This is a genomic window from Blastococcus sp. SYSU DS0533 (assembly GCF_054050775.1).
The window spans coordinates 320,652-340,469 of sequence record NZ_JBJGZZ010000001.1; the positions used below are offsets into that span (position 1 = coordinate 320,652).

A 19,818-nucleotide genomic window follows, 5' to 3' on the forward strand; every position below is an offset into this window, starting at 1 on the left:
TAGGCAGTGACGAAAGGGCCCCCGAGTCTCGGACTCGGGGGCCCTTTCGCGCGCCGGGCCGGGCGTGACGATCAGCTCACCCGGACACCGCCTCAGCCGGCGAGGCGCTTCATCGTCTCGACGGTGCGCAGGCGGGCCTCGCGGCTGCCGTCCAGCGGCTGCAGCATCAGCGTGGTGACGCCGGCCTCGGCGAACGCGGCGATCCGCTCGGCGACGTACCCCTCGGACCCGATCAGGGACGACGCCCGCACCAGCTCGTCGGGCACCGCGGCGGCCGCCTCCTCCTTCTTCCCGTCCAGGTAGAGGTCCTGGATCGTCTTCGCCTCGGCCTCGTAGCCGTAGCGGACGGCGAGGTCGTTGTAGAAGTTCCTGCCGCGGGCGCCCATGCCCCCGATGTACAGGGCGAGGGAGGGTCGCACGAGGTCCAGCAGCGGCTCGACGTCGTCACCGATCGCCACGGGGACGCCCGTGATGACCTGCAGCTCGCCCAGCGCCGCGTCGCGCTTGGCCTTCCCGGCGGCCAGCGAGTCGCCCCAGACCGAGGCCGCCTTCTCCGGGACGAAGAAGATAGGCTCCCAGGCCTCGGCGATCTCGGCGGCCAGCTCCACGTTCTTGGGGCCGAGCGCCGCGAGCATCACCGGGATCCGCTCTCGTACCGGGGTGTTGATCAGCTTCAGCGGCTTGCCGAGGCCCGTGCCCTGCTCGGCCGGCAGCGGGATCGAGTACTTCTTCCCCTCGTGCTGCAGCCGCTCGCGGCGCCACACCTGGCGGCAGATCTCGACGATCTCCCGGGTGCGCTGCAGGGGGGCGTCGTAGGGCAGGCCGTGCCAGCCCTCGATCACCTGCGGGCCGGACGCGCCCAGGCCCAGCGTGAACCGGCCGCCGGAGACGAAGTCCAGCCCGGCGGCGGTCATGGCCGTCAGCGCGGGGGTCCGGCTGTAGATGGGCAGGATGCCGCTGAGCAGCTCCACGCGCTCGGTCACCGCCGCGAGGTAGCCCAGCTGGCTCACCGCGTCGAAGGTGTAGACCTCGGCCACCATGGCGAGGTCGAGGCCGGCGGACTCCAGGTCGCGGATCTCCGCCGCCGTCTCCTGGAAACCGCCGCTGTAGCTGGCCTGGATGCCGATCCGCACGTGCGCTCCTCTGCTCCGCGGCGCCACCGTTGGCGCCCACCGCACGGTAGCGGTCGCCGCGCGGGGGAGCCTGGGACCTGCCGCGGGCTCCCGGCCGGCGGTAGTCTCCCGACCACCCGGGTCGCCGACCGGCCCTCCGGTCGACGTGTCGACCGGTGTGAGGGACCCGGCTTTGACCGCCTGTTCGGGCACGGGTATCGTGGTCAGCCGTGCCCAGGGTGTCCTGGGCCTGCTCCCGTTCGCGGTGCGCCTGGGTGACCAGAGGTGGCAAACCTCCTGGACATCGGGGACCACCTCCCGGCTCGCCGGAAGGTGGCGGCGCCGGGGTCGCGAGGGGCAACCGAATTCGGTCTGGCATCGGACCGGTCCGAGGAAGGGCAACACGCCCGACCGCGTGGACCGGACGAGGAACACGACCGGGGTCGGGGAGGTTCCCCGAGGAGCCGGCACCCCAGCACCACCCGCAGAGCAGCAAACAGACGAGCACCACCCCAGCGCAGGTAGGAGATCCAGGCCACCCATGCCCACGATCAACCAGCTGGTCCGCAAGGGCCGCGAGGACAAGGTCGAGAAGACCAAGACCCCGGCGCTGAAGGGTTCGCCCCAGCGTCGCGGAGTCTGCACGCGCGTGTACACGACGACGCCGAAGAAGCCGAACTCGGCGCTGCGCAAGGTCGCTCGCGTCCGCCTGACCAGTGGCATCGAGGTGACCGCCTACATCCCGGGCGTCGGCCACAACCTGCAGGAGCACTCGATGGTGCTCGTGCGCGGCGGCCGCGTGAAGGACCTGCCGGGCGTGCGCTACAAGATCATCCGCGGCTCGCTGGACACCCAGGGTGTCCGCAACCGCAAGCAGGCTCGCAGCCGTTACGGCGCGAAGAAGGAGAAGAGCTAATGCCGCGCAAGGGCCCCGCGCCGAAGCGTCCGCTGGTCGCCGACCCGGTGTACCAGTCGCCGCTGGTCACCCAGCTGGTGAACAAGGTGCTGGTCGACGGCAAGCGCTCGGTCGCCGAGGCGATCGTCTACGGCGCCCTCGAGGGCGCCCGCGCCAAGACCGACACCGACCCGGTCGTCACGCTCAAGCGCGCGCTGGACAACGTGAAGCCGGCCCTCGAGGTCCGCAGCCGCCGCGTCGGTGGTGCGACCTACCAGGTCCCGGTCGAGGTCCGCGCCTCCCGCAGCACCACCCTCGGTCTGCGCTGGCTGATCCAGTACAGCCGGGCCCGCCGCGAGAAGACGATGACCGAGCGCCTGATGAACGAGCTGCTCGACGCGAGCAACGGTCTCGGTGCTGCTGTGAAGCGGCGCGAGGACACGCACAAGATGGCCGAGTCGAACAAGGCCTTCGCGCACTACCGCTGGTAACGCACCAGCGCCCGCCGTCGGCGGGACTCCCGGGCGACCCCCGGCACCCGCACACGGACAACCAGCAAGAGGAGTAAGGAATGGCCAGCAACGAGGCCCAGCTCGCCAGGACCCGCAACATCGGGATCATGGCGCACATCGACGCCGGCAAGACCACCACGACCGAGCGCATCCTCTTCTACACCGGTATCAACTACAAGATCGGTGAGGTCCACGACGGCGCGGCCACGATGGACTGGATGGAGCAGGAGCAGGAGCGCGGCATCACCATCACGTCGGCCGCGACGAAGTGCTCCTGGAACGGCTTCGACATCAACATCATCGACACCCCCGGGCACGTCGACTTCACCGTCGAGGTGGAGCGGTCGCTGCGGGTGCTCGACGGTGCGGTCGCCGTGTACGACGGTGTGGCCGGCGTCGAGCCGCAGACCGAGCAGGTCTGGCGCCAGGCGGAGAAGTACGGCGTCCCGCGCATGTGCTTCGTCAACAAGCTCGACCGAACCGGTGCCGACTTCTTCCGCTGCGTCGACATGATGGTCGAGCGCCTCGGGGCCAACCCGCTGGTGCTGCAGCTCCCCATCGGTGCCGAGGCCGACTTCATCGGTGTCGTGGACCTGGTCCAGATGCGTGCCCTCACCTGGCGCGGCGAGACCAAGATGGGTGAGGACTACGCGGTCGAGGAGATCCCCGCGGAGCTGGCCGACCAGGCCGCCGAGTACCGCGAGAAGCTCCTCGAGAACATCGCGGACTTCGACGACTCGCTCATGGAGGCCTACCTCGGTGGCGAGGAGATCTCCGTCGAGCGCCTCAAGGCCGCCATCCGCAAGGCGACCATCGCCGCGCAGGTGAACCCGGTCCTCACGGGCACCGCGTTCAAGAACAAGGGTGTGCAGCCCCTGCTCGACGCGGTCACCGACTACCTGCCCAGCCCGCTGGACGTCGAGGCGATCGTCGGCACCGCCATGGACGGCGAGACCGAGGTCCTGCGCCACGCCGACGAGGACGAGCCGTTCTCCGCGCTGGCGTTCAAGATCCAGACCGACCAGCACCTCGGGAAGCTGACCTACATCCGGGTCTACTCGGGTCGGCTGGACGCCGGGTCCCCGGTGCTGAACAGCACCAAGGACCGCAAGGAGCGGGTCGGCAAGATCTACCAGATGCACGCGAACAAGCGCGAGGAGCGCGAGGGCGTGGGCGCCGGCCAGATCGTGGCGGTCAACGGCCTCAAGCAGACGACGACGGGTGACACCCTCTGCGACCCGCAGAAGCCGGTGATCCTCGAGTCGATGACGTTCCCCGCGCCGGTCATCTCGGTCGCCATCGAGCCGAAGACAAAGAGCGACCAGGAGAAGCTCGGCACCGCGATCCAGAAGCTCGCCGAGGAGGACCCGACCTTCCAGGTCAAGCTCGACGAGGAGACCGGTCAGACGGTCATCTCGGGCATGGGCGAGCTGCACCTGGAGATCCTCGTCGACCGCATGCGCCGCGAGTTCAACGTCGAGGCGAACGTCGGCAAGCCGCAGGTGGCCTACCGCGAGACGATCCGCAAGGCCGTCGAGCGGTACGACTACACGCACAAGAAGCAGACCGGTGGTTCGGGTCAGTTCGCGAAGGTCCAGATCGCGATCGAGCCGCTCCCGATGGGTTCGGACTCGGCGACCTACGAGTTCGAGAACAAGGTCACCGGTGGCCGGGTCCCGAAGGAGTACATCCCCTCGGTCGACCAGGGCATGCAGGACGCCATGCAGTACGGCGTGCTGGCCGGCTACCCGATGGTGGGCGTCAAGGCGATCCTCCTCGACGGCCAGTACCACGAGGTCGACTCCTCGGAGATGGCCTTCAAGATCGCCGGGTCGATCGCGTTCAAGGAGGCTGCGCGCAAGGCCGACCCGGCCCTGCTCGAGCCGCTGATGGCGGTCGAGGTCACGACGCCCGAGGAGAACATGGGCGACGTCATCGGCGACCTGAACTCCCGCCGCGGGATCATCCAGGCGATGGAGGAGCGCTCCGGCGCCCGCGTCGTCCGGGCCCTGGTCCCGCTGTCGGAGATGTTCGGCTACGTGGGCGACCTGCGCAGCCGCACCCAGGGACGGGCGAGCTACTCGATGGTGTTCGACTCGTACGCCGAGGTCCCGGCCAACGTCGCCAAGGAGATCATCGCCAAGGCGACCGGCGAGTAACCGGAATGCGGGCGGTCACGCCCGCGCTCCCCGAGCACAGCCCGCAACCCCCAGAGCACGCACCACCTGCGTAACCACGAGGAGAGGAACCCAGTGGCCAAGGCCAAGTTCGAGCGGACCAAGCCGCACGTCAACATCGGCACCATCGGGCACATCGACCACGGGAAGACGACGCTGACCGCGGCGATCACCAAGGTCCTGCACGACAAGTACCCGGACCTCAACGAGGCGTCCGCCTTCGACCAGATCGACAAGGCGCCCGAGGAGAAGGCCCGCGGCATCACGATCTCGATCGCGCACGTCGAGTACCAGACGGAGAACCGTCACTACGCGCACGTCGACTGCCCCGGGCACGCCGACTACATCAAGAACATGATCACCGGTGCGGCCCAGATGGACGGCGCGATCCTGGTGGTCGCCGCCACCGACGGCCCGATGCCGCAGACCAAGGAGCACGTCCTCCTGGCCCGCCAGGTCGGCGTCCCCTACATCGTCGTCGCCCTCAACAAGGCCGACATGGTGGACGACGAGGAGATCCTGGAGCTCGTCGAGCTCGAGGTCCGCGAGCTGCTGTCCGAGTACGAGTTCCCGGGCGACGACGTCCCCGTGGTCCGCGTCTCGGCGCTGAAGGCGCTCGAGGGCGACGCCGAGTGGGGCGACAAGCTCATGGAGCTGATGAACGCCGTCGACACCGCGATCCCCGAGCCGGAGCGCGACATCGACAAGCCGTTCCTCATGCCCGTCGAGGACGTCTTCACGATCACCGGTCGTGGCACCGTCGTCACCGGTCGCGTCGAGCGCGGCATCGTCAAGGTGAACGAGGAGGTCGAGATCGTCGGTATCCGCGAGGGTTCGACGAAGACCACCGTCACCGGTGTCGAGATGTTCCGCAAGCTGCTCGACCAGGGCCAGGCCGGCGACAACGTGGGTCTGCTCCTCCGCGGTATCAAGCGCGAGGACGTGGAGCGCGGCCAGGTCGTCGTGAAGCCCGGTTCGATCACCCCGCACACCAACTTCGAGGGCTCGGTCTACATCCTCTCGAAGGACGAGGGTGGCCGTCACACGCCGTTCTTCAACAACTACCGTCCCCAGTTCTACTTCCGGACGACGGACGTGACGGGCGTCGTGACCCTGCCCGCCGGCACCGAGATGGTCATGCCGGGCGACAACACCGAGATGACGGTGGAGCTCATCCAGCCCATCGCCATGGAGGAGGGGCTCCGGTTCGCCATCCGCGAGGGTGGCCGGACCGTGGGCGCCGGGCGCGTCACCAAGATCATCAAGTAACACCCTGACGGGCGGCGGCCGGGGACCCGGCCGCCGCCCGGCCATGGGCTCCGCGGGATCACCCGCCGGGGCCACCCCCGGGTCCTCGGACCCACCGGGTCAGCAGACCCACTTGATCTTTCACAACCGATCGGCAGGAGCGAGAACAGGCGATGGCGGGACAGAAGATCCGCATCCGGCTGAAGGCCTACGACCACGAGGCCATCGACGCCTCGGCGCGGCGCATCGTGGACACGGTGACGAAGACCGGAGCGCGCGTCGTCGGCCCGGTGCCGCTGCCGACGGAGAAGAACGTGTACGCCGTGATCCGGTCTCCGCACAAGTACAAGGACTCCTTCGAGCACTTCGAGATGCGGACCCACAAGCGGCTCATCGACATCCTCGACCCGACGCCGAAGACGGTCGACGCGCTCATGCGCATCGACCTGCCGGCCTCGGTCGACGTCAACATCCAGTAAGGGCAGTCAGCAGACATGGCGAGCACATTCCGTGGTCTCCTCGGCGAGAAGCTGGGGATGACCCAGGTTTTCGACGAGAACAACCGCCTCGTGCCGGTGACCGTCGTCAAGGCGGGTCCGTGTGTGGTGACCCAGGTGCGCACCCCCGAGGTGGACGGCTACTCGGCCGTGCAGCTCGGGTTCGGTGAGATCGACCCGCGCAAGGTGAACCGGCCCGAGGGCGGGCACTTCACCAAGGCGGGCGTGACGCCGCGGCGCCACCTGGTGGAGCTGCGCACCTCCGATGCGGGGAGCTACACGGTCGGCCAGGAGCTGACCGCCGAGGTGTTCGACGGCGTCGCGAAGGTCGACGTCATCGGCACCAGCAAGGGCAAGGGCACCGCCGGCGTCATGAAGCGTCACGGCTTCAAGGGCCTCGGCGCGGCGCACGGCACCCAGCGCAAGCACCGGTCGCCGGGCTCCATCGGTGGCGCCTCCACGCCGGGCCGGGTCTTCAAGGGCCTGCGCATGGCCGGCCGCATGGGTGCGGTCAAGACCACGACCCTGTCGCTGGTCGTCCACAAGGTGGACACCGAGCGCGGTCTGCTGCTGATCAAGGGCGCCGTCCCCGGTCCGAAGGGCGGGCTCGTGCTCGTCCGTTCGGCCGTCAAGGGCGGCCCCGTGGGGAGTGACAACCAGTGACCTCATCGACCGAGACGCGTACCGACCGCCAGGTCGACGTCCGCACCCCGGCGGGGGAGACCTCCGGCAGCGTCACGCTGCCCGGTGAGCTCTTCGACGCCAGCGCGAACGTCTCCCTCATGCACCAGGTCGTCGTCGCGCAGCTGGCTGCCGCCCGCCAGGGCACGCACGCCACCAAGACGCGCGGCCAGGTCAGCGGTGGTGGCGCCAAGCCGTACCGCCAGAAGGGCACCGGCCGCGCTCGCCAGGGCTCGACCCGCGCGCCGCAGTTCGCCGGCGGTGGCACCGTCCACGGCCCGCAGCCGCGCAACTACGAGCAGAAGACGCCGAAGAAGATGAAGGCCGCCGCCCTGCGCGGTGCCCTCTCCGACCGGGCCCGCGAGGGCCGGGTGCACGTGGTGTCCGCGTTCGTCGACGGCGACGCGCCGAAGACGAAGGCGGCCCTCGCGACGCTGAACGCCGTCACCCAGGCCAAGCGCGTCCTCGTGGTCCTGGACCGCGACGACGTCCTCAACTGGGTGAGCCTGCGCAACGTGCCCGAGGTGCACCTGATCGAGGCCGGCCAGCTCAACACGTACGACGTGCTGGTGTCCGACGAGGTGGTCTTCACCGAGGCGGCGCTGGCGGAGTTCGTGGCGGGCCCGGCCAAGGGCAAGCGCTCCGGCGCCGACCTGCCCGACCTCGCCACCCACGAGATCCCCGGTGGCGTCCCGTCCATCGCCCCCGCCGCCGGCGAGGGCACCGTCGAAGAGACCACCGAGGAGAAGGCATGAGCGTCCGCGACCCCCGGGACGTCCTGCTCGCCCCGGTCATCTCCGAGAAGAGCTACGGCCTGCTCGACGGCAACCAGTACACGTTCATCGTGCGCCCGGATGCCAACAAGACGCAGATCAAGATCGCGGTCGAGCAGATCTTCAACGTGAAGGTCCTCGGCGTGAACACGATCAACCGCCAGGGCAAGCGCAAGCGCAGCCGCGGCGCGCAGATGGGCAAGCGCAAGGACACCAAGCGCGCCATCGTCTCCGTGGCTGCCGGCGACCGCATCGAGATCTTCGGTGGTCCCGGCGCCTGACGCGCCGGAACCGTTCGGACCAGAGATAGAGGACTGAGTCAGCAATGGCTATCCGCAAGTACAAGCCGACGACGCCGGGCCGCCGCGGCTCCAGCGTCGCCGACTTCGCCGAGGTCACGCGAGACCACCCCGAGAAGTCGCTGGTCCGACCGCTGCACGGTCGTGGCGGGCGCAACGTGCACGGGAAGGTCACCGCTCGCCACCAGGGCGGTGGGCACAAGCGCGCGTACCGGGTGATCGACTTCCGCCGGGCCGACAAGGACGGCGTGCCGGCCAAGGTCGCGCACATCGAGTACGACCCGAACCGCACGTCGCGGATCGCGCTCCTGCACTTCGCCGACGGCGAGAAGCGCTACATCATCGCTCCGGCGCGGCTCAAGCAGGGCGACACGGTGGAGTGCGGCCCCGCCGCCGACATCAAGCCCGGCAACAACCTGCCGCTGCGGAACATCCCCGTCGGCACGGTGGTTCACGCCATCGAGCTCCGTCCCGGTGGCGGCGCCAAGATCGCCCGATCCGCGGGGACCAGCGTCCAGCTGGTCGCCCGTGAGGGCCGGTACGCGCAGCTGCGCATGCCGTCGGGCGAGATCCGCAACGTCGACGTGCGCTGCCGCGCGACCGTCGGCGAGGTGGGCAACGCCGAGCAGTCGAACATCAACTGGGGCAAGGCCGGTCGCATGCGGTGGAAGGGCAAGCGCCCGACCGTCCGCGGTGTCGCCATGAACCCGGTGGACCACCCGCACGGTGGTGGTGAGGGCAAGACCTCCGGTGGTCGCCACCCGGTGAACCCGAAGGGCAAGCCGGAAGGCCGGACGCGCAAGCGGAAGGCCAGTGACGCCCTGATCGTGCGCCGCCGGCGCACCAACAAGAAGCGCTGAGCGGGTAGAGGAGTCCGACAGATATGCCACGCAGCCTGAAGAAGGGCCCGTTCGTCGACGACCACCTGCTCGCCAAGGTGGACGCCCAGAACGCCAAGGGCACCAAGAACGTGATCCGTACCTGGTCACGCCGCTCGACGATCATCCCGGACATGCTCGGCCACACCCTCGCGGTGCACGACGGTCGCAAGCACGTGCCGGTGTTCGTCACCGAGGCGATGGTCGGGCACAAGCTCGGGGAGTTCGCGCCCACGCGCACCTTCCGCGGGCACGTCAAGGACGACCGCCGCTCGCGGCGGGGCTGACCGGGTAGAGAGAGATTCAGATGACTTCCCAGTTGGGACAGGAGGCGCCGGTCGCCCGGGCTACGGCCCGGTTCGTCCGCGTGACCCCCATGAAGGCCCGCCGCGTGGTGGACCTGATCCGCTACCTGCCGACCGACGAGGCCCTGGCGCTGCTGCGCTTCGCCCCGCAGTCGGCCAGTGAGCCGGTCGCCAAGGTCGTCGCCAGCGCGGTGGCGAACGCCGAGCACAACCTGCAGCTGGACCCGGCCGCACTCGTGGTCAGCGCGGCGTACGTCGACGAGGGCCCGACGCTCAAGCGGATCCGTCCGCGTGCGCAGGGCCGGGCGTTCCGCATCAACAAGCGGACCAGCCACATCACCGTCGAGGTGAGCGAGGTGGCCAGCAGCGCCGTCCTCGCGCAGAAGTCGCGCAAGGCGCGCCGGGACACCGGCCAGTCGGGCCCGGCCACCCAGCAGTCCACCAGCAACACGAGGGGAGGGACCCGATAGTGGGTCAGAAGGTCAACCCGCACGGGTTCCGACTCGGGATCACCACCGACTACAAGTCCCGGTGGTACGCGGACAAGCTGTACAAGGACTACGTCAAGGAAGACGTCGCGATCCGCAGGCTCATGTCCAAGGGCATGGAGCGGGCCGGCATCTCCAAGGTGGAGATCGAGCGCACCCGTGACCGGGTCCGCGTCGACATCCACACCGCCCGCCCGGGCATCGTCATCGGCCGCCGTGGCGCCGAGGCCGACCGCATCCGCGGCGAGCTCGAGAAGCTGACCGGCAAGCAGGTGCAGCTGAACATCCTCGAGGTCAAGAACCCCGAGTCGGACGCGCAGCTGGTCGCCCAGGGCGTCGCCGAGCAGCTCTCCAGCCGGGTGAGCTTCCGCCGCGCGATGCGCAAGGCCATGCAGTCGGCCCAGCGCAGCCCGCAGGTCAAGGGCATCCGGGTGCAGTGCTCGGGTCGCCTCGGCGGTACGGAGATGAGCCGCTCGGAGTTCTACCGCGAGGGCCGCGTGCCCCTGCACACGCTCCGCGCGAACATCGACTACGGCATCTACGAGGCCCGCACGACCTTCGGTCGCATCGGCGTCAAGGTGTGGATCTACAAGGGCGACGTCAGCGGCTCGCGCGCCGAGCGGGAGGCCCTCGAGGCCCTCGCCCAGCGTCAGCAGCGCCGTGAGCGCGCTCAGCGGCCCCAGCGCCGCTCGGGCTCGTCGGGCACCACCGCGGGTGGGACCGAGGCCGGGCGCGCCGCCGCCGAGACCACGACGGGTCCGGTGGCCGACACCACGGACGCCGTCGTCGCGCAGACCTCCGGTGAGGTCGCTCCCGAGCAGACCGTCGCCGAGGCAGCCGGCCCGCAGGGCACGGCCGCCGCCGAGGCGACGACCGAGAACACGGAGAGCTGAGCCATGCTCATCCCACGGCGCGTCAAGCACCGCAAGCAGCACCACCCGAGCCGCTCCGGCCGGGCCAAGGGCGGCACCGAGATCAACTTCGGTGAGTACGCCATCCAGGCCCTGGAGCCGGCGTACGTCACCAACCGGCAGATCGAGTCGGCGCGTATCGCGATGACCCGGCACATCCGTCGTGGCGGCAAGGTGTGGATCTCGATCTACCCCGACCGCCCGCTGACGAAGAAGCCCGCCGAGACCCGCATGGGTTCGGGTAAGGGGTCGCCCGAGTGGTGGGTGGCCAACGTCAAGCCCGGCCGCGTGCTGTTCGAGCTGTCCGGTGTCGCCGAGCCCGTGGCCCGCGAGGCCATGCGCCGCGCGATCCACAAGCTGCCGATGAAGTGCCGCTTCATCACGCGTGAAGGAGAAGTGTGATGGCCGCTGGTCTGACCGCTCCCGAGCTGCGCGAGCTCTCCGTGGATGAGCTCGCCTCGCGGCTGCGCGAGTCGAAGGAAGAACTGTTCAACCTGCGGTTCCAGGTGGCCACCGGCCAGCTGGACAACAACCGGCGACTGCAGACCGTCCGCCGCGACATCGCCCGGATCTACACGATCATGCGCGAGCGCGAGCTGGGTCTCTCGGTCGCCCCGAGCGAGGGTGTGGCATGAGCGAGACCCAGCAGTCGTCCGGCCCCGGCCTGGCCGGCCGTGGCTACCGCAAGGTCCGCGAGGGCCTGGTCGTCAGCGACAAGATGGAGAAGACCATCGTCGTCGAGGTCGAGGACCGCGTGAAGCACGGCCTCTACGGCAAGGTCATCCGCCGGACCAGCAAGCTGAAGGCCCACGACGAGCAGGGGGTCGCCGGCATCGGTGACCGCGTGCAGATCATGGAGACCCGGCCCACGTCGGCCACCAAGCGGTGGCGGCTGGTCGAGGTCATCGAGAAGGCCAAGTAAGAGGCGGCCCTCCGGGGCCGTGGCGGGTAGGAGTACCCTGGACGACTGGCGCGCACCCCACCGCTCGAACGGGGACGCGCGCCGCATCCCGGTACCCGCGCTTCGGACGCACCGGCGGCAGCAGCCGCCGGTGCGTCCGCACGCGAGTGCCGGACAGCCGGTTCACCGTTCCGGCCCGGCTGTCACCACAAGTATTGGGGAGTAGGACGTGATCCAGCAGGAGTCGCGGCTGCGAGTCGCCGACAACACCGGTGCGAAGGAGATCCTCTGCATCCGGGTTCTCGGCGGCTCCGGGCGACGCTACGCGGGCATCGGCGACGTGATCGTCGGCACCGTGAAGGACGCGCTGCCGGGCGCCGGCGTCAAGAAGGGCGACGTGGTCAAGGCCGTGGTCGTCCGCACGGTGAAGGAGCGGCGTCGTCCCGACGGCTCCTACATCCGCTTCGACGAGAACGCCGCGGTCATCATCCGCGACAGCGGCGACCCGCGCGGCACGCGCATCTTCGGGCCGGTCGGCCGGGAGCTCCGCGACAAGCGCTTCATGCGGATCATCTCGCTCGCCCCGGAGGTGCTGTGATCATGGCTGCCGCCAGCAACGGCAAGACGCCGTCGATGAAGGTCAAGAAGGGCGACACCGTCCTGGTCCTGTCCGGCAAGGACAAGGGCGCCAAGGGACGCGTCATCGCCGCCTACCCGAAGCTCCAGCGCGTGCTGGTCGAGGGTGTCGGGCGCGTGCGCAAGCACACCCGCATCAGCTCGACGCAGCGCGGCGCCCAGCAGGGCGGGATCGTCACGCAGGAGGCGGCCATCCACGTGAGCAACGTGATGGTGGTCGACTCCGAGGAGAAGCCGACCCGGGTCGGATACCGCAAGGACGAGGAAGGCCGCAGCATCCGGGTCTCGCGGCGCACCGGTAAGGACCTCTGAACCTCATGAGCGCACCCACCCGTGAGCTGCCCCGCATGCTCGCCCACTACCGCGAGACGATCGTGCCCGCCCTCCAGTCGGAGTTCGGCTACGAGAACGTCATGCAGATCCCCCGCCTGACGAAGATCGTCGTCAACATGGGCGTCGGCGAGGCCACCCGCGACGCCAAGCTGATGGACGGCGCGGTCCGCGACCTGACCGCCATCACCGGTCAGAAGCCGGCCGTCGTCCGGGCCCGCAAGTCCATCGCCCAGTTCAAGCTGCGCGAGGGCATGCCCATCGGCGCGAAGGTCACCCTCCGCGGCGACCGCATGTGGGAGTTCCTCGACCGCCTGCTGTCGCTGGCCCTGCCCCGCATCCGCGACTTCCGCGGGCTGAACGCCAAGCAGTTCGACGGCAACGGCAACTACACGTTCGGGCTGACCGAGCAGTCGATGTTCCGCGAGATCGACGTCGACAAGATCGACCGCCCCCGCGGTATGGACATCACCCTGGTCACCACCGCGACCAACGACGAGGAGGGTCGCGAGCTGCTCCGCCAGCTGGGCTTCCCCTTCGCCGGCCAGCCCGTCATCACGACCGTCCGCTGAGCCGGGCAGGAGAGAAGAGATGGCCAAGAAGGCGCTGATCAACAAGGCGGCCCGCACCCCGAAGTTCAAGGTGCGCGGCTACACCCGCTGCCAGCGGTGCGGTCGCCCGCACTCCGTCTTCCGCAAGTTCGGCCTGTGCCGGATCTGCCTGCGGGAGATGGCCCACGCCGGGGAGCTCCCCGGCGTGCGCAAGTCCAGCTGGTGAAGGACCCCGTCCTCCCCACCCTTCGCACGCTCGGGGTGGGACCCGGGACGGGGCCGACGCAGGCCGGACGCACCGCGCAGTAGCACCTATCCACCGGGCACCACCGATCGCCGAGAGGCCCGGCGCCAAGTCCCTGAGACCCGGCGCACGAGGAACCGCGGCGAGAGAGGCACCACTCACGTCATGACCATGACCGACCCCATCGCAGACATGCTGACGCGTCTGCGCAACGCCAACCAGGCGTACCACGACTCCGCGGTCATGCCGTCGTCGAAGCTGAAGACGCACATCGCCGAGATCCTCCAGCAGGAGGGCTACATCGCCGGCTGGCGCGTGGACGACGTCGACAAGGACGGCAACCCCTTCAAGCAGCTGGTGATCGACCTGAAGTACGGCCCCAACCGCGAGCGCAGCATCGCCGGGGTCCGCCGGGTCTCGAAGCCCGGTCTGCGGGTGTACGCGAAGTCCACCGCACTGCCCAAGGTGCTCGGCGGACTCGGCGTGGCGATCATCTCGACCTCGACCGGGCTGCTGACCGACAAGCAGGCGACCAAGAAGGGCGTGGGCGGGGAAGTCCTCGCCTACGTCTGGTAAGAGGAGCGAGCGAAGATGTCACGGATCGGACGACTCCCGATCGCCGTGCCCGGTGGTGTGGACGTCGCCATCGACGGTCAGACGGTCAGCGTGAAGGGACCCAAGGGCGCGCTCAGCCACACGGTCGCCGCGCCGATCACCGTCGTACGCGACGAGGACGGCACGCTGCGGGTGCAGCGCCCCAACGACGAGCGGCAGAACCGCGCCCTGCACGGGCTCTCGCGGACTCTGATCGCCAACATGATCACCGGCGTCACCGAGGGCTACACCAAGACCCTCGAGATCGTCGGTGTCGGTTACCGCGTCCAGGCGCGCGGCTCGGACCTCGAGTTCGCCCTGGGCTTCAGCCACCCCGTGCCGGTGAAGGCCCCGGAGGGCATCACCTTCGCGGTCGAGTCCCCGACCCGCCTGCGGGTCAGCGGGATCGACAAGCAGCTGGTCGGTGAGGTGGCGGCCAAGATCCGCAAGATCCGCAAGCCCGACCCGTACAAGGGCAAGGGTGTGCGGTACCAGGGCGAGGTCGTCAAGCGCAAGGTCGGGAAGACGGGTAAGTGATGGCTCAGGCAACTGCTTCCAAGAACGGGAAGACCGCCGGCGGCCGCAAGCCCGTCGGCACCGACATCAGCACGGCGCGCCGCACCTCGCGGCTCCGTCGTCACAACCGGCTGCGCAAGCGGGTCTCCGGCACGCCGGAACGTCCGCGCCTGGTGGTCAAGCGCAGCTCTCGCCACATCCACGTGCAGGTCGTCGACGACACCGTCGGCCGCACCGTGGTGAGCGCGTCGACCATGGACGCCGGCCTCCGCGGGGCCGAGGGCGACAAGTCGGCCCTCGCCCGTCAGGTCGGCGCCCTGGTGGCCGAGCGCGCGAAGGCCGCCGGGATCACGGCGGTCGTCTTCGACCGCGGTGGCAACCGTTACGCCGGGCGCATCGCCGCCCTGGCCGACGGTGCCCGCGAGGGTGGGCTGGACTTCTGATGACCACCCACCCCACCAGCACGAGCGAGCAGATCGAGAGGGACGTCTGATGCCAGGACCACAGCGACGCGGCGGCGGCGCCGGCGGCGGTAACGACCGCCGGGACCGCCGTGACGGCGGGCGGGGCCCCGGTGGCGCGCCCGCCGAGAAGAGCAACTACATCGAGCGCGTGGTGGCCATCAACCGCGTGTCCAAGGTCGTCAAGGGTGGTCGGCGCTTCAGCTTCACCGCCCTGGTGATCGTGGGCGACGGTGACGGCACCGTGGGCGTCGGCTACGGCAAGGCCAAGGAGGTGCCCGCGGCGATCGCCAAGGGCGTCGAGGAGGCCAAGAAGCACTTCTACAAGGTGCCGCGCATCGCCAGCACCATCCCGCACCCGGTGCAGGGTGAGGCGGCCGCCGGTGTCGTGCTGCTCAAGCCGGCCAGCCCCGGTACCGGTGTCATCGCCGGTGGCCCGGTGCGTGCCGTGCTCGAGTGCGCCGGGATCCACGACGTGCTCTCCAAGAGCCTCGGTTCGTCGAACCCGATCAACATCGTGCACGCCACCATGCAGGCGCTGAAGGACCTCGTCCGCCCCGAGGAGATCGCGGCCCGCCGCGGCCTGCCCCTCGAGGACGTCGCCCCGGCCGCCATGCTCCGTGCGCGTGCGGGTCAGGGGGTCTGAGATGGCGCAGCTGAAGGTCACCCAGATCAAGTCCGCGATCGGCACCAAGCCCAACCAGCGCCAGACGCTGCGTTCGCTGGGCCTGAAGAAGATCAACGACTCGGTCGTCCAGGAGGACCGTCCCGAGATCCGCGGGATGGTCGCGACGGTGCCGCACCTGGTCACCGTCGAAGAGATCAGCTGAGCAGGGGCACAACATGACTCTGAAGGTCCACCACCTGCGGCCCGCCCCCGGCGCCCACACCAAGAAGACCCGGGTGGGTCGTGGTGAGGGTTCCAAGGGCAAGACGGCCGGGCGCGGTACCAAGGGCACCGGCGCGCGGGGCACCGTCTCCGCGCGGTTCGAGGGTGGGCAGACGCCGCTGAACATGCGGCTGCCCAAGCTCTCGGGCTTCAAGAACAACAACAAGGTCGTGTTCCAGGTCGTCAACCTCGACCGGATCGCGGCGCTGTTCCCGCAGGGCGGTCCGGTCAACCCGGACACGCTGGCCGAGGCCGGCGCCGTGCGCCGCGGCCAGCCCGTCAAGGTGCTCGGCACCGGCGACCTCGGCGGGGTCAAGGTCGACGTGCACGCGAACGCCTTCTCCGCCTCCGCGGCCGAGAAGATCGCCGCGGCCGGAGGCAGCACCACCCGCATCTAGTCCCGAGGACCCCTCTGCCCCGGCCCTCCTGCAGGGTCCCGCCGCGAGCCTGCGAGCGGTGGGGGGCAGGGGGGTCCTTACACTGACTCGACCGACAAGGGGAGGGCACGTGCTGCAGGCGTTCGCCGCGGCGTTCCGGACGCCAGATCTCCGGCGCAAGCTGCTGTTCTCCCTGGCGATCATCGCCATCTACCGGCTGGGGGCGGCGGTCCCCGGGCCCGGCGTCTCGGTGGAGGCGATCAACAGCTGCCTGGAGGCGGCGCAGGCCTCCGACCAGCGCGACGTCTACTCGCTGGTGAACCTGTTCTCCGGTGGCGCGCTGCTGCGGCTCTCGGTGTTCGCGCTGGGCATCATGCCGTACATCACGGCGAGCATCATCGTCCAGCTGCTGGTCGTGGTGATCCCGCGGTTCGAGCAGTTGAAGAAGGAAGGGCAGTCGGGTCAGGCGAAGCTGACCCAGTACACCCGCTACCTCACGATCGCGCTGGCGGTCCTGCAGGCGACCGGCATCATCGCCCTGGCCCGCAGCGGGCAGCTGTTCCCGAACTGCAGCGAGGAGATCATCCCCTCGGACTCCGTCTGGACGACGGTGGTCCTGGTGATCGCGCTCACCGCCGGAACCGCCTTGATCATGTGGCTCGGCGAGCTGCTCACCGAGAAGGGGATCGGCAACGGCATGTCCGTGCTGATCTTCACCTCCATCGCCGCGCGCATCCCGGCCGAGGGCGGGTCGATCCTGCAGACCCGGGGCGGCGTCGTCTTCGCCGTCGTCTGCGCCTTCGCGGTCGTCATCATCGGCACGGTCGTCTACGTCGAGCAGGCCCAGCGGCGCATCCCGGTCCAGTACGCCAAGCGGATGGTCGGGCGCCGCATGTACGGCGGCACGTCCACCTACCTGCCGCTGAAGGTCAACCAGGCCGGCGTCATCCCGGTCATCTTCGCGTCGTCCCTGCTCTACCTGCCGCAGCTGATCGTCCAGCTCCAGGGCACCGAGACCGGTGGCGTCCGCCAGTTCTTCGAGACGTACGTCATCGACCAGAGCAGCCCGGTCCACATCGCGGTCTTCTTCGGCCTGATCGTCTTCTTCACGTACTTCTACGTGTCGATCACGTTCAACCCGGAGGAGCGGGCCGACGACATGAAGCGGTACGGCGGCTTCATCCCGGGCATCCGCCCGGGGCGGCCGACCGCCGAGTACCTCCAGTACGTGCTGTCCCGGATCACCCTGCCGGGGTCGATCTACCTGGGCGTGGTTGCCGTCCTGCCCAACTTCTTCCTGGCCATCACGCAGGAGGGGCAGAACCAGAACTTCCCGTTCGGCGGCGTCGCCGTCTTGATCATGGTCGGAGTGGGGTTGGAGACGGTGAAGCAGATCGAGACGCAACTCAACCAGCGCAACTACGAAGGGTTCCTGAAGTAGTGCGCGTCGTCCTCCTGGGGCCGCCCGGAGCGGGCAAGGGCACCCAGGCGCAGATCATCGCCGGCAAGCTCGGCGTCCCCGCGATCTCGACGGGTGACATCTTCCGGGCGAACGTGAGCGGCCAGACCGAGCTGGGCCGCAAGGCCAAGGTCTACATGGACGCCGGTGACCTCGTCCCCGACGAGATCACCGTGGCCATGGTCAAGGACCGGCTGGCCGAGGCGGACGCCGCCGCCGGCTTCCTGCTCGACGGGTTCCCGCGGACGATCGCCCAGGCCGAGCAGCTGAGGTCCTCTCTGCAGGACCTCGGGCACGGCCTCGATCGGGTTCTCGAGCTCGTGGTCGAGGAGGAGGAGCTGGTCCGCCGGCTGTCCGGTCGGCGGATGCTCGTCGACGGCCAGATGGTCCAGCGGGACGACGACAAGCCCGAGACGGTACGGCACCGGCTCGAGGTCTACCGGGAACAGACCGCGCCGCTCTCCGGCTTCTACGAGGGCGAGGGGCTGCTCGCGCGCATCGACGCGATCGGCTCCGTCGAGGAGGTCACCTCCCGTGCGTTGCGCGCGCTGGGCGCCGACGGTGACGGCGAGGCCGGTCAGCCGGCCGCCGTCTGACCTGACGGGTCCGGCGCGGTGAAGGAGCAACTCGGCAGATGACGGCAGGACTCCTCGGCCGCCTTCCGTTGCTCGCGAAGTGGAGTGGACGCATGATCCAGATCAAGACGCCGCACGAGATCGAGCTGATGCGGGGTGCGGGCCTCGTCGTCGCCGGTGCCATCGCGGCGGTCCGCGCCGCCATCCGGCCAGGGGTGACCACCGGCGAGCTCGACGCGATCGCCGAGGACCACATCCGCAGCGCGGGGGCGGTGCCCTCGTTCCTGGGCTACCACGGTTTCACGGGCAGCATCTGCGCGTCGATCAACGACGAGATCGTGCACGGCATCCCGCGCAAGGACCGGACGTTGGCAGCCGGCGACAACATCTCCGTCGACTGCGGCGCGATCCTGCACGGCTGGCACGGTGATTCCGCCGTGACGCTGACCGTGGGGGAGCCCTCGGCGGAGGACGCGGCGCTCATGGCCGTGACCGAGCGCTCCATGTGGGCGGGGCTCGCCCGCGCGGTGGCCGGCGGCCGGCTCACCGACATCAGCTCGGCCGTCGAGGCCGAGATCCGCCGGGAGCAGCACCCGTACGGCATCGTCGACAACTACGGCGGGCACGGCATCGGCACCGAGATGCACCAGGACCCGCACGTGCTCAACTACGGCCGTCCCGGTCGCGGACCCAAGCTGGTCCCCGGGTTGGCGCTGGCCATCGAGCCGATGGTCACCGTGGGCGACCCGGCGACGGTGGAGCTCGAGGACGGCTGGACCGTCGTCACCAAGGACGGGTCGCGCGCGGCTCACTTCGAGCACACGGTCGCGATCACGTCCGAGGGCCCGTGGGTCCTCACCGCCGAGGACGGCGGCGTCGCGGGGCTCGCCCCGTTCGGCATCACCCCCCGCACCTAGAGGGACCCCGTCGCCGCCCGGTACTCGCCGCGCTCGCACCGGGGGCCCTGCGACGAGGCCGATCCAGTCGGTCGCCAGGGCCGATCCGGCGTGGTGCCGGCGCCCGGTCCGGGACGACGCCGCGGGGTGCGGGCCGTCACGCCAGGGGCGAGTTGGTGACTCGCCGGGCACCGGGGTACGATCTTCTGTGGCGCTAGCGCCGTTCCGTCGTCGTGCTGTGGCCGCATGACCCGGAGCGCCCTCTGCGAGAGCGTCAGCACCACCCGATCTGCAATCTCCGAGCGCGTCCAGCCGGGTACCGGTGCGGGCGCGGGAGGAACCAGTACCACCGAGTCAAGGAGTGCGTGTACGGCATGGCGAAGAAGGACGGGGCCATCGAGGTCGAGGGTCGCGTCGTCGAGCCGCTGCCCAACGCGATGTTCCGGGTCGAGCTGCAGAACGGGCACCGGGTGCTCGCCCACATCAGCGGCAAGATGCGTCAGCACTACATCCGCATCCTGCCCGAGGACCGCGTGGTCGTGGAGCTGTCGCCCTACGACCTGACGCGCGGTCGCATCGTCTACCGCTACAAGTGACCGTCGCGGACCCGCAC

The 19,818-nt window shown here is 69.6% G+C and carries 30 protein-coding genes; 29 read left to right on the forward strand and 1 reads right to left on the reverse strand.

The features are described from left to right. Positions 1-92: 92 nt before the first annotated feature. Complete coding sequence (locus ACI79W_RS01620; protein WP_456560338.1) at positions 93-1,133, reverse strand: LLM class F420-dependent oxidoreductase; 1,041 nt, start codon at positions 1,131-1,133, stop codon at positions 93-95. Positions 1,134-1,653: 520 nt separating this feature from the next. Here ACI79W_RS01620 and rpsL point away from each other — a divergent pair. From rpsL to infA, 29 genes are all read left to right on the forward strand, one after another. Continuing rightward, positions 1,654-2,028: a 30S ribosomal protein S12 gene (rpsL, locus tag ACI79W_RS01625; protein WP_012950487.1), complete on the forward strand. Its 375-nt coding sequence runs from the start codon at positions 1,654-1,656 to the stop codon at positions 2,026-2,028. Continuing rightward, positions 2,028-2,498: a 30S ribosomal protein S7 gene (gene rpsG / locus ACI79W_RS01630; protein WP_091929116.1), complete on the forward strand. Its 471-nt coding sequence runs from the start codon at positions 2,028-2,030 to the stop codon at positions 2,496-2,498. The genes rpsL and rpsG overlap by 1 nt, the downstream gene beginning before the upstream one ends. Positions 2,499-2,578: 80 nt before the next feature. Beyond that, positions 2,579-4,678, forward strand: a complete 2,100-nt coding sequence (fusA, locus tag ACI79W_RS01635; protein WP_456560339.1) for an elongation factor G — start codon at positions 2,579-2,581, stop codon at positions 4,676-4,678. Positions 4,679-4,771: 93 nt separating this feature from the next. Continuing rightward, positions 4,772-5,965 carry an elongation factor Tu gene (gene tuf / locus ACI79W_RS01640; protein WP_236825800.1) on the forward strand — a complete coding sequence of 398 codons (1,194 nt, stop codon included), beginning with the start codon at positions 4,772-4,774 and terminating at the stop codon, positions 5,963-5,965. Between the two features lie 152 nt (positions 5,966-6,117). Next, positions 6,118-6,423 carry a 30S ribosomal protein S10 gene (gene rpsJ / locus ACI79W_RS01645; protein WP_091929113.1) on the forward strand — a complete coding sequence of 102 codons (306 nt, stop codon included), beginning with the start codon at positions 6,118-6,120 and terminating at the stop codon, positions 6,421-6,423. A 15-nt stretch (positions 6,424-6,438) separates the two neighbouring features. Beyond that, positions 6,439-7,104, forward strand: coding sequence for a 50S ribosomal protein L3 (gene rplC, locus ACI79W_RS01650; protein WP_456560340.1), 666 nt, complete (start codon positions 6,439-6,441; stop codon positions 7,102-7,104). After that, positions 7,101-7,877: a 50S ribosomal protein L4 gene (gene rplD / locus ACI79W_RS01655; RefSeq protein WP_456560341.1), complete on the forward strand. Its 777-nt coding sequence runs from the start codon at positions 7,101-7,103 to the stop codon at positions 7,875-7,877. The genes rplC and rplD overlap by 4 nt, the downstream gene beginning before the upstream one ends. Then, complete coding sequence (gene rplW, locus ACI79W_RS01660; RefSeq protein WP_456560342.1) at positions 7,874-8,176, forward strand: 50S ribosomal protein L23; 303 nt, start codon at positions 7,874-7,876, stop codon at positions 8,174-8,176. The genes rplD and rplW overlap by 4 nt, the downstream gene beginning before the upstream one ends. Positions 8,177-8,220: 44 nt before the next feature. Next, positions 8,221-9,054 (forward strand): 50S ribosomal protein L2, encoded by an 834-nt coding sequence (rplB, locus tag ACI79W_RS01665; RefSeq protein WP_236825797.1) that lies wholly within the window; start codon positions 8,221-8,223, stop codon positions 9,052-9,054. 23 nt (positions 9,055-9,077) lie between these two features. Continuing rightward, a complete protein-coding gene (gene rpsS / locus ACI79W_RS01670; protein WP_236825796.1) occupies positions 9,078-9,359 on the forward strand; it encodes a 30S ribosomal protein S19 in 282 nt (93 codons plus the stop codon). A 20-nt stretch (positions 9,360-9,379) separates the two neighbouring features. Continuing rightward, a complete protein-coding gene (gene rplV, locus ACI79W_RS01675) occupies positions 9,380-9,847 on the forward strand; it encodes a 50S ribosomal protein L22 (RefSeq protein ID WP_456560343.1) in 468 nt (155 codons plus the stop codon). Further along, positions 9,847-10,758: a 30S ribosomal protein S3 gene (rpsC, locus tag ACI79W_RS01680; RefSeq protein ID WP_456560344.1), complete on the forward strand. Its 912-nt coding sequence runs from the start codon at positions 9,847-9,849 to the stop codon at positions 10,756-10,758. Before rplV ends, rpsC begins: the two co-directional genes overlap by 1 nt. Positions 10,759-10,761: 3 nt before the next feature. Continuing rightward, positions 10,762-11,178: a 50S ribosomal protein L16 gene (gene rplP / locus ACI79W_RS01685; protein WP_014377986.1), complete on the forward strand. Its 417-nt coding sequence runs from the start codon at positions 10,762-10,764 to the stop codon at positions 11,176-11,178. Continuing rightward, a complete protein-coding gene (gene rpmC / locus ACI79W_RS01690; protein ID WP_236825794.1) occupies positions 11,178-11,411 on the forward strand; it encodes a 50S ribosomal protein L29 in 234 nt (77 codons plus the stop codon). Before rplP ends, rpmC begins: the two co-directional genes overlap by 1 nt. Next, entirely contained in the window at positions 11,408-11,698 is a 291-nt protein-coding gene (rpsQ, locus tag ACI79W_RS01695) for a 30S ribosomal protein S17 (RefSeq protein WP_456560345.1), read from the forward strand. Before rpmC ends, rpsQ begins: the two co-directional genes overlap by 4 nt. Positions 11,699-11,906: 208 nt before the next feature. Beyond that, positions 11,907-12,275 carry a 50S ribosomal protein L14 gene (gene rplN, locus ACI79W_RS01700; protein ID WP_091929103.1) on the forward strand — a complete coding sequence of 123 codons (369 nt, stop codon included), beginning with the start codon at positions 11,907-11,909 and terminating at the stop codon, positions 12,273-12,275. A 2-nt stretch (positions 12,276-12,277) separates the two neighbouring features. Continuing rightward, entirely contained in the window at positions 12,278-12,625 is a 348-nt protein-coding gene (gene rplX, locus ACI79W_RS01705) for a 50S ribosomal protein L24 (protein WP_456560346.1), read from the forward strand. A 5-nt stretch (positions 12,626-12,630) separates the two neighbouring features. After that, on the forward strand, positions 12,631-13,215 hold the full coding sequence (rplE, locus tag ACI79W_RS01710) for a 50S ribosomal protein L5 (RefSeq protein ID WP_456560347.1): 585 nt from the start codon (positions 12,631-12,633) through the stop codon (positions 13,213-13,215). 19 nt (positions 13,216-13,234) lie between these two features. Further along, positions 13,235-13,420 (forward strand): type Z 30S ribosomal protein S14, encoded by a 186-nt coding sequence (locus ACI79W_RS01715; RefSeq protein WP_091929101.1) that lies wholly within the window; start codon positions 13,235-13,237, stop codon positions 13,418-13,420. A gap of 189 nt (positions 13,421-13,609) precedes the next feature. Next, entirely contained in the window at positions 13,610-14,014 is a 405-nt protein-coding gene (gene rpsH, locus ACI79W_RS01720; protein ID WP_456560348.1) for a 30S ribosomal protein S8, read from the forward strand. Positions 14,015-14,029: 15 nt separating this feature from the next. Beyond that, a complete protein-coding gene (rplF, locus tag ACI79W_RS01725; protein WP_456560349.1) occupies positions 14,030-14,569 on the forward strand; it encodes a 50S ribosomal protein L6 in 540 nt (179 codons plus the stop codon). Continuing rightward, complete coding sequence (rplR, locus tag ACI79W_RS01730) at positions 14,569-14,991, forward strand: 50S ribosomal protein L18 (protein WP_456560350.1); 423 nt, start codon at positions 14,569-14,571, stop codon at positions 14,989-14,991. The genes rplF and rplR overlap by 1 nt, the downstream gene beginning before the upstream one ends. 49 nt (positions 14,992-15,040) lie before the next feature. After that, the gene (gene rpsE / locus ACI79W_RS01735) at positions 15,041-15,655 is read left to right on the forward strand and encodes a 30S ribosomal protein S5 (protein ID WP_026857030.1); all 615 of its coding nucleotides are present in this window, start codon (positions 15,041-15,043) and stop codon (positions 15,653-15,655) included. 1 nt (position 15,656) lies between these two features. After that, complete coding sequence (gene rpmD / locus ACI79W_RS01740) at positions 15,657-15,839, forward strand: 50S ribosomal protein L30 (RefSeq protein WP_456560351.1); 183 nt, start codon at positions 15,657-15,659, stop codon at positions 15,837-15,839. A gap of 13 nt (positions 15,840-15,852) precedes the next feature. Beyond that, the gene (gene rplO, locus ACI79W_RS01745) at positions 15,853-16,296 is read left to right on the forward strand and encodes a 50S ribosomal protein L15 (protein ID WP_305998213.1); all 444 of its coding nucleotides are present in this window, start codon (positions 15,853-15,855) and stop codon (positions 16,294-16,296) included. Positions 16,297-16,405: 109 nt separating this feature from the next. Next, a complete protein-coding gene (gene secY / locus ACI79W_RS01750) occupies positions 16,406-17,716 on the forward strand; it encodes a preprotein translocase subunit SecY (RefSeq protein WP_456560352.1) in 1,311 nt (436 codons plus the stop codon). Beyond that, positions 17,716-18,330 (forward strand): adenylate kinase, encoded by a 615-nt coding sequence (locus tag ACI79W_RS01755; protein WP_456560353.1) that lies wholly within the window; start codon positions 17,716-17,718, stop codon positions 18,328-18,330. The genes secY and ACI79W_RS01755 overlap by 1 nt, the downstream gene beginning before the upstream one ends. A gap of 92 nt (positions 18,331-18,422) precedes the next feature. Beyond that, entirely contained in the window at positions 18,423-19,226 is an 804-nt protein-coding gene (map, locus tag ACI79W_RS01760) for a type I methionyl aminopeptidase (RefSeq protein ID WP_456560354.1), read from the forward strand. A 353-nt stretch (positions 19,227-19,579) separates the two neighbouring features. Next, entirely contained in the window at positions 19,580-19,801 is a 222-nt protein-coding gene (infA, locus tag ACI79W_RS01765; RefSeq protein WP_012950459.1) for a translation initiation factor IF-1, read from the forward strand. The last annotated feature ends 17 nt before the right edge of the window (positions 19,802-19,818 follow it).

Excerpts from the sequence above, each read along its gene's own strand:
- rplP (WP_014377986.1), top strand. The coding sequence starts at position 10,762 with ATGCTCATCCCACGGCGCGTCAAGCACCGCAAGCAGCACCACCCGAGC.
- rpmC (WP_236825794.1), top strand. The coding sequence starts at position 11,178 with ATGGCCGCTGGTCTGACCGCTCCCGAGCTGCGCGAGCTCTCCGTGGAT.
- rpmD (WP_456560351.1), top strand. The coding sequence starts at position 15,657 with ATGGCGCAGCTGAAGGTCACCCAGATCAAGTCCGCGATCGGCACCAAG.
- rplV (WP_456560343.1), top strand. The coding sequence starts at position 9,380 with ATGACTTCCCAGTTGGGACAGGAGGCGCCGGTCGCCCGGGCTACGGCC.
- rpsE (WP_026857030.1), top strand. The coding sequence starts at position 15,041 with ATGCCAGGACCACAGCGACGCGGCGGCGGCGCCGGCGGCGGTAACGAC.
- rplC (WP_456560340.1), top strand. The coding sequence starts at position 6,439 with ATGGCGAGCACATTCCGTGGTCTCCTCGGCGAGAAGCTGGGGATGACC.
- rpsS (WP_236825796.1), top strand. The coding sequence starts at position 9,078 with ATGCCACGCAGCCTGAAGAAGGGCCCGTTCGTCGACGACCACCTGCTC.
- rplE (WP_456560347.1), top strand. The coding sequence starts at position 12,631 with ATGAGCGCACCCACCCGTGAGCTGCCCCGCATGCTCGCCCACTACCGC.
- rplX (WP_456560346.1), top strand. The coding sequence starts at position 12,278 with ATGGCTGCCGCCAGCAACGGCAAGACGCCGTCGATGAAGGTCAAGAAG.
- rplF (WP_456560349.1), top strand. The coding sequence starts at position 14,030 with ATGTCACGGATCGGACGACTCCCGATCGCCGTGCCCGGTGGTGTGGAC.
- rplR (WP_456560350.1), top strand. The coding sequence starts at position 14,569 with ATGGCTCAGGCAACTGCTTCCAAGAACGGGAAGACCGCCGGCGGCCGC.
- rpsJ (WP_091929113.1), top strand. The coding sequence starts at position 6,118 with ATGGCGGGACAGAAGATCCGCATCCGGCTGAAGGCCTACGACCACGAG.
- infA (WP_012950459.1), top strand. The coding sequence starts at position 19,580 with ATGGCGAAGAAGGACGGGGCCATCGAGGTCGAGGGTCGCGTCGTCGAG.
- map (WP_456560354.1), top strand. The coding sequence starts at position 18,423 with ATGATCCAGATCAAGACGCCGCACGAGATCGAGCTGATGCGGGGTGCG.
- rpsL (WP_012950487.1), top strand. The coding sequence starts at position 1,654 with ATGCCCACGATCAACCAGCTGGTCCGCAAGGGCCGCGAGGACAAGGTC.
- rplW (WP_456560342.1), top strand. The coding sequence starts at position 7,874 with ATGAGCGTCCGCGACCCCCGGGACGTCCTGCTCGCCCCGGTCATCTCC.
- rplO (WP_305998213.1), top strand. The coding sequence starts at position 15,853 with ATGACTCTGAAGGTCCACCACCTGCGGCCCGCCCCCGGCGCCCACACC.
- rpsQ (WP_456560345.1), top strand. The coding sequence starts at position 11,408 with ATGAGCGAGACCCAGCAGTCGTCCGGCCCCGGCCTGGCCGGCCGTGGC.
- rplB (WP_236825797.1), top strand. The coding sequence starts at position 8,221 with ATGGCTATCCGCAAGTACAAGCCGACGACGCCGGGCCGCCGCGGCTCC.
- rpsG (WP_091929116.1), top strand. The coding sequence starts at position 2,028 with ATGCCGCGCAAGGGCCCCGCGCCGAAGCGTCCGCTGGTCGCCGACCCG.
- fusA (WP_456560339.1), top strand. The coding sequence starts at position 2,579 with ATGGCCAGCAACGAGGCCCAGCTCGCCAGGACCCGCAACATCGGGATC.
- rpsH (WP_456560348.1), top strand. The coding sequence starts at position 13,610 with ATGACCGACCCCATCGCAGACATGCTGACGCGTCTGCGCAACGCCAAC.
- ACI79W_RS01715 (WP_091929101.1), top strand. The coding sequence starts at position 13,235 with ATGGCCAAGAAGGCGCTGATCAACAAGGCGGCCCGCACCCCGAAGTTC.